At 73.9% G+C, this 12,111-nt stretch carries 3 protein-coding genes; all 3 read left to right on the top strand.

The features are described from left to right. The first annotated feature begins 156 nt into the window (after window positions 1-156). The 3 genes from ACIRD3_RS07900 to ACIRD3_RS07890 all read left to right on the top strand — a co-directional run bounded on the left by ACIRD3_RS07900 (window position 157) and on the right by ACIRD3_RS07890 (window position 12,110). Window positions 157-1,014: a sterol desaturase family protein gene (locus ACIRD3_RS07900; protein WP_402213058.1), complete on the top strand. Its 858-nt coding sequence runs from the start codon at window positions 157-159 to the stop codon at window positions 1,012-1,014. A gap of 67 nt (window positions 1,015-1,081) precedes the next feature. Continuing rightward, complete coding sequence (locus ACIRD3_RS07895; RefSeq protein ID WP_402213056.1) at window positions 1,082-10,324, top strand: amino acid adenylation domain-containing protein; 9,243 nt, start codon at window positions 1,082-1,084, stop codon at window positions 10,322-10,324. After that, window positions 10,311-12,110: a phytoene desaturase family protein gene (locus ACIRD3_RS07890; RefSeq protein WP_402213054.1), complete on the top strand. Its 1,800-nt coding sequence runs from the start codon at window positions 10,311-10,313 to the stop codon at window positions 12,108-12,110. Before ACIRD3_RS07895 ends, ACIRD3_RS07890 begins: the two co-directional genes overlap by 14 nt. Window position 12,111: the final 1 nt, after the last annotated feature.

Below are 12,111 nucleotides of genomic sequence, written 5' to 3'. Positions count from 1 at the left end.
GCCCCCTTCACGCCGTTCGAGCGTCAACTTCGTGCGCGGATGGTCCGCCGATCGGGTCATTCATGGCGTTAACACGTCGAATGACTTCCTCGGCCAGCGGCTCCCGCTAGAGTCTCTGAATATTCCAGTCGTTAGTCCGCGAAGAACGGGGGGCGCGTGCTGTCAACCCTTGCGCGCCGGCTCGCCCATCCGCTCCTGCTGCTGGGCGTCCTGTCCGTCTCCGTCGCGACCCTGCGCTTCCACTGGGCCCCCGACCGGGTCTCCCCGCTCGTCCTGGTCGCCGTGATCGGCTACCTGGCGGTCCTGGAGCGGCTGATCCCGTACCGGAGCGACTGGCACCCGACCCGGCGCGAACTCGGCTGGTACAGCGTCTACTTCGTCCTGAGCATGGTCGGCGGCGCACTGGCCCAGGGGCTGGTGACGAGCCTGGTGGAGGTGCTCGGCCCGGCGCACCCGGCGCTGCCCTTCGCGGTGGAGATCCCACTCGCGCTGCTGGTCGGCTCGCTCGGCGACTACCTCGTGCACCGCTGGTCGCACCGGAACCGGTGGCTCTGGCGGCTGCACGGGGTGCACCACGTCCCGGAGAAGGTGAACGTCGCGAACAACGGCGTGAATCATTTCCTGGACGTCTTCGTCGCGCAGTCCGTGGTCCAACTTTCGCTGGCGCTGATCGGATTCTCGGCGGATTCGGTGTTCGTGGTCGGAATATTCGTTCTGGCCCAGGGGTATTTCGTCCACGCGAACATCGACGTCCACCTCGGGCCGCTCGGCCACGTCCTGGCCGGCCCGGAGCTCCACCGCCTGCACCACAGCACCGACCTCGCCGAAGCCGGCCACTACTCCTCCGACCTCTCCCTGTGGGACCACGTCTTCGGGAGCTTCACCTGGCGGCCCGGCCGAGTGCCCACCGCCGTCGGACTCACCGACCCGGCCGCGTTCCCCGCGACCGGCGAACTCGGCGCCACCCTGCTGCACCCCTGGCGCCGCGCGAAGCCCACCGAGCAGTCCGTCTGACTGCGGCCCGCGCAGTCGTCCCCCCGCCCGTGTCCCCGGCGCCACGCCATCACCCTCGGATTGGATCATGACTTCCTCGCCCTTCGCCGTGCCCCGCGAGCCCATCGCGATCACCGGTATCGGCTGCCGCCTGCCGGGACACGCCAACGACCACCGGACCTACTGGCGCAACCTGCTGGAGGGCCGGGACTGTCTCACGGAGACTCCCGCCGACCGGTACGACACCGGCAGCCTGGGCAGCCGCGACCGGGCCAAGCAGGGGCGGCTGATCGGCGGCCGGGGCGGCTACATCGACGGATTCGACACCTTCGACCCGGACTTCTTCGGGATCAGCCCGCGCGAGGCCGAGCACATGGACCCGCAGCAGCGCAAGCTCCTGGAGGTCAGCTGGGAGGCCCTGGAGGACGGCGGCCTGCGTCCGGGTGAACTGGCCGGCCGGGAAGTCGGCGTCTACATGGGCGCCTTCACCCTCGACTGGAAGATCCTGCAGTTCGCGGACCTCGACTTCAGCACCATCGCCGCGCACACCGCCACCGGCACCATGATGACGATGGTCTCCAACCGGATCTCGCACTGCTTCGACTTCCGCGGCCCCAGCGTCTCGATCGACACCGCCTGCAGCTCCTCCCTGGTGGCCGTCCACCTGGCCTGCCAGAGCCTGCTCCGCGGCGAGACCGAACTCGCCCTGGCCGGAGGCGCGTTGCTGCACATGGCGCCGCAGTACACGATCGCCGAGACCAAGGGCGGCTTCCTCTCCGCCGACGGCCGCTCGCGTGCCTTCGACGCCTCCGCCGACGGCTACGTCCGGGCCGAGGGCGTCGGAGTGGTGGTGCTCAAGCGGCTCTCCGACGCGCAGCGCGACGGGGACCCGGTGCACGCGGTGATCCTCGGCAGCGGCGTCAACCAGGACGGCCGCACCAACGGCATCACCGTCCCCAGCGCGGACGCCCAGGCCACCCTGATCGAACGGGTCTGCGCCGAGGCCGGGGTGCTGCCCGGGAGCCTGCAGTACGTCGAGGCGCACGGCACCTCGACCGCGGTCGGCGACCCGATCGAGGCGGCCGCGCTCGGCCGGGTGCTCGGCATCGGCCGCCGCTCCGGGGACCGTTGCTACGTGGGCTCGGTCAAGACCAACATCGGGCACACCGAGGCCGCGGCCGGCGTCGCCGGGCTGATCAAGACGGCGCTCGCCCTCAAGCACCGCCGGATCCCGCCGCACCTCAACCTGGAACGGCCCAACCCGGCCATCGACCTGGCCGCGCTGCCCTTCGAGATCCCGGCCGAGCCGCTCGACTGGCCCGAGCACCCCGGCCCGGCCCGCGCGGGCGTGAACTCCTTCGGCTTCGGCGGCACCAACGCGCACGTCCTGCTGGAGGAGCCGCCCGCCCCCGTCCCCGCGGCGCCGGCCGCCGAACCGCTCTGCACCGTGCTGCCGCTGAGCACCAAGGACGCCGCCGGCCTGCCCGAACTGGCCGACGCGGTACGGCAGGAGCTCGCCGCCGGCGTCCCGCTCACCGACCTCGGCCACACCCTGGCACACCGCCGCCAGCACCTGCCCGAGCGGCTCGCGGTGGCCTACTCCTCCCGGCAGGACCTGGCCGAGGCGCTGGCCGCGTACGGGCGCGGCGAGGAGCACCCGCGGGTGGTCCGGGGGCGCGCCCGGGAGCGCCGGGAGCGCCGCCTGGCCTGGGTGTTCACCGGCATGGGCCCGCAGTGGTGGGGGATGGGCCGGGGTCTGTACGAGAGCGAGCCGGTCTACCGCGAGGCCGTCCGGGCCGTCGACCGGGAGATCCGCGAGCAGGCCGGCTGGTCGCTGCTGGAGGAGCTGGCCCGGGACGAGGCGGACTCCCGGATGGCCGAGACCTGGCTGTCCCAGCCCGCCAACTTCGCCGTCCAGGTGGGCCTTTCGGCGCTCTGGCGGAGCCACGGCCTGCGCCCGGACGCGGTGGTCGGCCACAGCACCGGCGAGGTGGCCGCCTTCCACGAGGCCGGGGTGTACGACCTGGCCGACGCCGTCCGGGTGGTGCTGGCCCGCAGCCGGCTGCAGCACCGGCTGGCCGGTACCGGCGGCATGCTCGCGGTCGGACTGCCGGAGGCCGAGGCGGAGCGCCGGATCCGGCCGTACCGCGACCGGATCTCGCTCGGCGCCGTCAACAGCCCGTCCGCGGTGACCCTGGCCGGGGACACCGAGGCGCTCGGCGAGCTGGCCCGGGAGCTGACCGCACAGGACGTCTTCGCCCGTCTGCTGGACGTCGAAGTCCCCTACCACAGCGTGCGGATGGACCCGATCCAGGACGAGCTGGTCGCGGCGCTCGCCGTCATCAAGCCCCAGGAGGCACGGCTGCCGCTCTACCTGACCGCCCGGGAGGGGCTCGCCCAGGGGCCCGAACTGGACGGCGGGTACTGGTGGGAGAACGTCCGCAACCCGGTGCGCTTCCGGGCCGCCGTCGAGCGGATGGCCGAGGACGGGCACGGCCTGTTCCTGGAGGTCGGCCCGCATCCGGTGCTCGGCCACGCGATCCGCGAGTGCGCCGAGCGGGCGCACACCCTGCCGTCGATCCGCCGGCACCAGGACGAGCCCGAGCGCTTCGCCCGCAGCCTCGCCGAACTGCACACCCTGGGCGTCGAGTTGAGCTGGGACGCGCTGCACCCGACCGGGCGCCCGGTGCCGCTGCCGCGGTACCCGTGGCGGCGCGACCGCTACTGGGTCGAGCCCGCGCCGGTCGCCCAGGTCCGGCTCGGCCGGGTCGACCACCCGCTGCTCGGCCGCCGCACCGCGAGCGCCCAGCCCGGCTGGACCACCGCGCTCGACCCCGAGCGGCTGCCCTACCTGGGCGACCACCGGATCGAGGGCCGGATCGTCTTCCCGGCCGCCGGGTACCTGGAGATGGCCGCCCAGGCCGTCCGCGCCCTGACCGGCGGCACCGAGGTGGTACTGGCGGAGATCGAACTCAACCGGGCGCTGTTCCTCTCCGAGAGCGACCCCGTCCGCGTCCAGCTCGGCTACGCGCCGGAGGACGCCCGGTTCACCGTCGCCGCCACCCCGGCCGGCGGCGAGCCGGCCACGCACGCCTGCGGCCGGGTCCGCACCGGCCAGCGGCGCTCCTACGGCCCCGCGCTGGAAACCTCCGCCCCCGACACCCACGGACAGCACCTCGACGGACCGGACTGCTACCGGCGGCTGGCCGGGCGCGGCTACGACTACGGGCCCGCCTTCCAGGCCATCGAGCAGGTGTGGGCGGGCCCCGGCGAGGCACTGGCCCGGCTCCGGCCGACCCCCGGGCTCGGCCCCGACGCGGCCGACCACCAGCTGCACCCGGTGCTCCTGGACGCCTGCTTTCAGACCCTGCTCACCACCACGCTGCACGCGCCCGAGGGCGGCAGCGTACGGCTTCCGGTCTCCATCGAGGAGGTCCGGCTCGACGAGATCGGCGCCCGGCCGCTCTGGGCGCACGCCACCGTCACCCGGGACAGCGGCGAGGAACTCGTCGGCGACATCGCCCTGTACGGCGAGGACGGCACCCCGCTCGGCCGGGTCACCGGCTTCCGGGTCGCCGACGTCGCCCAGGCCCCCGCCTCCGTCGGCCTGGCCACCATCGACGGCTGGCTCACCGAGGTCGCCTGGGTGGAGGCGGCCGCCCCGACCACCGGGGAAGCCCTCGGCGACCTGCTGCTCTTCGCCGACGAGGGCGGCCTCGCCGAGCGGCTGGCCGCGCTGGCCGCCGAACGCGGCGCCCGCTGCCACCTGGTCCGGCCCGGCCCGGAGTACCGCCACGGTGACGGGCACTCGACCGTACGGCCCGACTCCGCCGAGGACGTCCGACGGCTGCTCGCCGACCTCGACACCGGCTACGGCACCGCCGTCCACCTGTGGAACCTCGACCTGCCCGCCCTGGACACCACCACGCCCGACCGGCTCGCCGGGCTCGCCACCCTCGGCGCCTACTCGCTGATCGCCCTCGCCCAGGCGCTGCCCGCCGCCCGCCCGGACGGCCGGCTGCACATCGTCACCCGGGGCACCCAGCCCGCCGCCCCCGGCGACCGGGTCGAACCGCTCGGCGCCCCCGCCTGGGGCATCGGCCGGGTGCTCTGGCAACAGGAACTCGTCGCCCAGCGCGGCAGCCTGGTCGACCTCGACCCGGCCGTCCCCGCCGCCGACCAGGCCGAGGCCCTGCTCGCCGAACTCACCGCCCGGGACGAGCAGGAGATCGCCCTGCGGGCCGGCGGCCGGCTCACCAGCAGGCTGCGGCAGGCCGAGGGCCTCACCCGGCCGCTGCCCCCGGTGCTGCGCCCCGACGGCAGCTACCTGGTCACCGGCGCCTTCGGTGCCCTCGGCCGGCTGCTCTGCCGCACCCTGGTCAAGCGCGGCGCGCGACGGCTGATCCTGGTCGGCCGCACGGCCCTGCCCGAGCGCTCCCGGTGGGCGCACACCGACCCGCGCAGCCCCGTTGGAGAGCGGATCGCCTTCCTGCGCGAACTCCAGGCGCTCGGCGCCGAACCACTGCTCGCCCCGGTCGACGTCACCGACGAGGCCGCCCTCGCGGCCTGGCTCGCCGACTACCGCGAGCACCAACACCCGCCGATCCGGGGCGTCTTCCACCTCGCCGGGCAGGTCAAGGACATCCTGCTCGCACAGATGGACCGCCCGGCCTTCGACGCCGGGTACGCCCCCAAGGTGGCCGGCGGTCACCTGCTGCACCGGCTGCTGCGCGACGAACCGCTCGACCACTTCGTCCTGTTCGCCTCCGTCGCCTCGCTGCTCACCACCGCCGGGCAGACCAACTACGCGGCCGGCAACGCCTTCCTGGACGCCCTCGCGCACCACCGCCGGGCCGACGGCCTGCCCGCGCTCAGCCTGGACTGGGGGCCCTGGGCCACCGGCATGATCGAGGAGCTGGGCCTGGTCGCCCACTACCGCGACGCCCGCGGCATGAGCTCGCTGCCGCCGGACGCCGGGGCGGCCGTCCTGGAGCGCGTCCTCGGCCAGGACCGCGCCCAGCTGCTGGTCGCCACCGTGGTCGACTGGCCGACCTTCCTCGCGTGGTACCCGGCGCCGCCCCCGCTGGTCGCCGACCTGGCGGCGAACGCCGCCGAGCAGGCCCCGGCCGAGACCGGCGGCTTCCTGGACGCCTACCGGGCGGCCGACCCGCAGACCCGCCGGGCGCTGGTGACCGAGCGGCTCACCGCCGCGGCCGCCGCCGTGCTGCGGATCGGCGCCGAGCGGATCGACACCGACACCAGGCTCGGCGCGCACGGCCTGGACTCGCTGCTCGCGATGGAGCTGCGGGCCCGGGCGCACGGCGAACTGGGCGTCGCCCTGCCGGTGGTGGCCCTGCTCAGCAACGGCACCGTCGGCGACCTGGTGGACCTGCTCGTCGAGGGCCTCACCGAGCGGCTCGCCGCCGACGGCACCCCGACCGGCGCCGAGGTCGAGCTGCACACGGACGAGTCCCGCTACCCGCTCACCCACAACCAGCAGGCGCTCTGGTTCCTGCGCCAGCTGCACCCGGACGGCTTCGCGTACAACATCGGCGGCGCCGTCGAGGTGCGCGCGGTGCTCGACCCGGAGCTGGTGTTCGCCGCGTTCCGCCACCTGGTCGCCCGGCACCCGGGCCTGCGGGCCGTCTTCACGGCCGAGGAGGGCCGCCCGGTCCAGCGGATCCGCGCGGAGGCCGTGGCCGACACCGGGCTGTTCGACGTCGAGGACCGCCCGTGGGAGGAGATCCACGAACTGATCGTCCGCGAGTACCGGCGGCCGTACGACCTCGCCGAGGACCCGCTGGTACGGCTGCGGCTGTTCCGGCGCGGGCCGGACCGCTGGGTGCTGATGAAGGCCGTCCACCACATCGTCTCGGACGCCATCTCCACCTTCACCTTCATCGAGGAGCTGTTCGAGGTCTACGAGGCGCTGCGCCGGGGCCGCACCCCCGAACTGCCCCCGGTGGCCGCCCGCTACCTGGACTTCCTCAACCACCAGAACCGCTTCCTGGCCGCGCCCGAGGCACAGCGGATGCTCGACTACTGGCGCGGCCACCTGCCCGCCGAGATGCCGGTGCTGGCGCTGCCCACCGACAAGCCCCGCCCGGCCGTGCAGACCCACAACGGCGCCTCCGAGTTCTTCCGGCTGGACGCCGAGCTCACCGCCCGGGTCCAAGAGCTGGCCCGCGCGCAGAACGCCACCCCGTTCATGGTGCTGCTCAGCGCCTACTACCTGCTGCTGCACCGCTGGTCCGGGCAGCCGGACATCGTGGTCGGCAGCCCGGTCACCGGCCGCACCCAGGAGGAGTTCGCCGCCGTCTACGGCTACTTCGTCAACCCGCTGCCGCTGCACGTGAGCCTGGCCGGGGAGCCGACGGTGGCCGAGCTGCTCGCCCGGGTGCGGGAGAGCGTGCTCGGCGGGCTGGACAACCAGGACTACCCCTTCCCGCTGCTGGTCGAGCAGCTGGGGCTGCAGCACGACCCGAGCCGCTCCGCGGTGTTCCAGGCGATGTTCATCCTGCTCACCCACAAGGTCGCCGTGGAACGCTTCGGCTACCGGCTGGAGTACATCGAACTCCCGGAGGAGGAAGGACAGTTCGACCTGACGCTGTCCGCCTACGAGGACCGTGCGGACGGCTGCTTCCACTGCGTCTTCAAGTACAACTCGGACCTCTTCGAAGCCGGCACCGTGCAGCGGCTGGCCGCCCACTACCGCAACCTGCTGGACGCCATGACCCGCGCCGCGCAGGACGAGCCGGTCGGCCGGCTGCGGATGCTGGACTCGGCCGAACGCCGGGAGATCCTCACCGCGTTCAGCGGCGCCGAGCGCCGGATCGAGCACGACACCCCGCTGCCGGAGCTGATCGCCAAGGCCGCCGCCGAGCACCCGGAGGCCGTCGCCGTGGTCGCGCCCGGCCGTGACGAGGTCCGCCGCATGACCTACGGCGAGCTGGACCGGCGCTCCCAGCGCACCGCCGTACGGTTGCGCGAACTGGGCGTCGGGGAGGGCTCGGTGGTGGCGGTCCACCTGGACAAGTCACCGGAGCTGATCACCACCCTGCTGGGGATCTGGCGGGCCGGCGCCGCCTACCTGCCGCTCGACCCCGGGCACCCGGCGGACCGGCTGGCGTACCAGGTGGCCGACGCCGGGGCCGAGCTGGTGGTCGTCGACGAGCGGCGCCCGCCGGCCGCCGAGCTGCCCGCCCGGCCCGTCACCCTGGAGGAGCTGGACCGGCCCGCCGCGGCCGCCCTGCCGCTGCCCGCCGCCGATCCGGACCGGGCCGCCTACGTGATCCACACCTCGGGCTCCACCGGACGGCCGAAGGGGGTCCGGGTCGACCACCGCAACCTGGCCGCCGTCACCGCCGGCTGGCGCGCGGAGTACCGGCTGGACACCGAGGTCCGGGTGCACCTGCAGATGGCCGGGACGGCCTTCGACGTGTTCTCCGGCGATCTCGCCCGGGCGCTCGGCAGCGGCGGAACCCTCGTCCTGGTCGACCGCGACCTGCTCTTCGACACCGCCCGGCTGCACCGGGTGATGCGTGAAGAGGCCGTGGACTGCGGCGAGTTCGTGCCCGCCGTGGCCCGCGCCCTGCTGACCCACTGCGAACGGGAGGGCCTGCGGCTGGACTTCCTGAAGCTGGTGATCGTCGGTTCCGACTCCTGGAAGGCCGCCGAACACCGCCGGCTGCGCGCCCTGTGCGGCGAGCGGACCAGGCTGGTCAACTCCTACGGCCTGACCGAGGCCACCGTCGACAGCAGTTACTACGAGGGCACGGCCGAGGAGCTGGAACCCGGCCGGATGGTGCCGATCGGCCGGCCCTTCCCGAACAGTGCGCTGTACATCCTCGACCCGTACGGCGAGCCCGTCCCGGCCGGGGTGCCCGGCGAGCTCTGGATCGGCGGCGCGGGCGTCGCGGCGGGCTACCCCAACGACCCGGAGCGGACCGCCGAGCGCTTCGCCACCCTGGAGCTCGACGGCGCGCCCGAACGGCTCTACCGCACCGGCGACCTCGGGCACTGGGACACCGCGGGCACCGCGCACCTGCTCGGCCGGATCGACAACCAGGTCAAGGTGCGCGGCCACCGGATCGAGCCGGGTGAGATCGAGGCCCACCTCACCGCCCGACCCGAACTCGCCCAGGCCTGCGTGGCCGTCCGCCGGGACGCCTCGGGCGAGGCCGTCCTGGCCGCCTACGTCGTCCCGGCCGAGGGCACCGTGCTGGACCGCCGCGAACTGCGCCGCCACCTGGCCGAGCACCTGCCCACCGTGATGATCCCCTCCTACCTCACCGAACTGCCCGCCCTGCCGCTCACCCCGAACGGCAAGGTCGACCTCGCCGCCCTGCCCGAGCCGGAGGCCGACACCGGCGGTGCCCAGCACGAACCCCCCGTCACCCTCTACGAGACCAGGGTCGCCGAGCACTGGCGGAACCTGCTCGGCCTCGACGAGGTCGGCCTGCAGCACGACTTCTTCGAGCTCGGCGGCAGCTCGATCAGGCTGATCGAGCTGATCCACCACCTCCAGACCGAGTTCACCATCGACATCCCGGTCGGCCTGCTGTTCAAGGTCACCACCCTGCACGGGATGGCCCGCACCGTCGAGCAGATCATCACCGGCGAGGTGGCCGGCGGCCAGTCCCACCTGTGGTTCAACCCGACGGCGCCCGAGGACCGCACGGTCTTCTGCTTCCCGCCGGCCGGCGGCCACGGCCTGGTCTACCGGCAGCTCGCCGCGCACCTGCCCGAGCACCGGATCGCCGCCTTCAACTACCTGACGGGCGACGACAAGACCGCCCGCTACGCCGACCTGGCCGAGGAACTGCACCCGGACGGGCCGTACGTCCTGCTCGGCTACTCGCTCGGCGGGAACCTCGCCTTCGAGGTGGCCAAGGAGCTGGAACGCCGCGGCCGTACGGTGAGTTCGGTGCTGCTGGTGGACGCCTACCGGGTGCTCGACGCCTTCGACCTCGGCGAGGAGCACGTGGCCGCCTTCGAACGCGAACTCCACGAGCACCTGCACCGCCACACCGGCTCGCGGATCGTCGCCCGGGAGACCCTCGAACAGGCCAGGGACTACCTGGAGTTCTGCAGCCGCACCCCCAACACGGGCACGGTGAGCGCCCAGCTCGACGTGGTCTGCGAACGCGACCGGCTGGCCGTGCACGTCGGCGGCGAGGACGGCTCCTGGCACGGCGCCTCCACCACCGGCACCGCCGTGCACGTCGGCCACGGCAGCCACGCGGAGATGCTCGACGGCGAGCACGCCGCCCGCAACGCCGAACTGGCGGGCGCCATCCTGGCCGGAGGCACCGTCGATGGCCGCGGCTGACCGCGGACCGGACTGGTCCAGCAGGGAGCGGGCCCCCGGCGGCCCGCCCCGGGTCATCGTGATCGGGGCCGGCCTGGCCGGCCTCGCCACCGGCTGCTACGCCCAGATGAGCGGCCTGGAGACCCGGATCTTCGAGAAGCACGTACTGCCCGGCGGCTGCTGCACCGCGTGGTCCCGGCACGGCTATCTGTTCGACTACTGCATCGACTGGCTGATCGGCACCGCCGAGGGCACCGGCGCGCACCAGGTCTGGCGCGAACTCGGCGCCCTGGACGGCAAGTCCGTGACCCGCTTCGACGTCTTCAACCGGGTCGTCGACGAACACGGCCGCGCCGTCACCTTCTACGGCGACCCGGACCGGCTGGAGGCCCACCTGCTGGCCCTCGCCCCCGGCGACGCCGAGCCGATCCGCGCGTTCTGCCGGGACCTGCGCCGCTTCGCCGCCGCCGAGCTGCCCTGGGACCTCACCCCGCCACCGCTGCGCACCACGGCGGAACGGCTGCGCACCCTGCGCAGCGTCCTGCCGGCCTTCCGGCTGTTCTGGCGCACCGCGACCACCCCGATGAGCGGCTTCGCCGAGCGCTTCCAGGACCCGCTGCTGCGCCGGGCCTTCCCCAACATGTTCCTGCAGGAGCCGACGGGCTTCCCGCTGCTGCCGTACCTGTACACGCTGGCCGCCGCGCACAACGGCAACGCCGGGTTCCCGCAGGGCGGTTCGCTGGGGCTGGCCCGCTCGGTGGAGGAGCGCTACACCTCGCTGGGCGGGGTGATCGGCTACCGCTGCCGGGTGGAGCGGATCCTGGTCGAGGACGGGCGTGCCGTCGGCGTCGAACTGCGGGACGGCTCACGGCACTTCGCCGACCACGTGGTGGCCGCATGCGACGGCCCGACGGTGCTCGACCGGCTGCTGGAGGGCCGCTGGTCCAGCCCCGCCACCGACCGGCTGTACGGCGAACTGCTCGACAAACCGGGCAACCTGTACCCGGCCGTGGTCTCCGCCTTCGTCGGCGTCGACGGTCCGCTGCCGCAGGGCGAGCCGCACAGCACCACGTACCTCCTCACGCCCGAGGAGGGCTCCCGGCTGCCCGGCTCGCTGCAGCGGAGCCTGGTGGTGCAGCTGCGTTCGGCCTACGCCGACGGCTTCGCGCCGCCCGGCAAATCGGTGCTGCACTGCACCTACTTCAGCGACTACCGCTCCTGGAAGGACCTGCGGCTGCGGGACCGCCGGGCGTACCGGGAGCGCAAGCAGGAGGTCGCGGCGTTCGTCCGGGAGTTCCTGGACCGGACGTACCCGGGGCTCGGTGAGCGGATCGAACTGGTCGACGTGGCCTCGCCGGTGACCATCGAGCGGTTCACCGGGAACACCTACGGCTCCATCCTCGCCTGGCAGGCCTTCTCCGAGGCCGAGGACGCCGCCAACCGGCTGGTCAACCGGGACCGGATGCGGCTGCCCGGGCTGCGCGGCTTCTCCATGACCGGCCAGTGGACGGCGCTCGGCGGGCTGATCCGGGCCGCCACCAGCGGGCGGTACGCCGCGCAGTACCTCTGCCGGGAGCTCGGCCGGCCGTTCCGGGCCTGGCCCAGTGACAACCGGGAACCCTGGCACACCGGCAAGTGGGGCGACCTGCCGCAGCTCGGCCGGGCCACCGTGGGCGTGCCGCGGGCGGGGTCGCCGGGCGGGGGACCGGCCGACGAGGAGCCGGCCGACGAGGCACTGGTCGACGAGGAGCCGTTGGGAGCGGGCGTGCCGGACGCGGACGTGGCGGAAGTAGGAGCGGCGGAGTGAG

The sequence above is a fragment of the Kitasatospora sp. NPDC093550 genome, from assembly GCF_044764985.1.
Taxonomy (GTDB): Bacteria; Actinomycetota; Actinomycetes; order Streptomycetales; family Streptomycetaceae; genus Kitasatospora.
The sequence above is the reverse complement of the archived record's forward strand: the minus strand, read 5'-3'. Positions and strand labels throughout refer to the sequence as shown.

Bases quoted from the DNA above. Each gene is read 5' to 3' on its own strand.
- ACIRD3_RS07895 (WP_402213056.1), top strand. From the start codon at position 1,082: ATGACTTCCTCGCCCTTCGCCGTGCCCCGCGAGCCCATCGCGATCACC.
- ACIRD3_RS07890 (WP_402213054.1), top strand. From the start codon at position 10,311: ATGGCCGCGGCTGACCGCGGACCGGACTGGTCCAGCAGGGAGCGGGCC.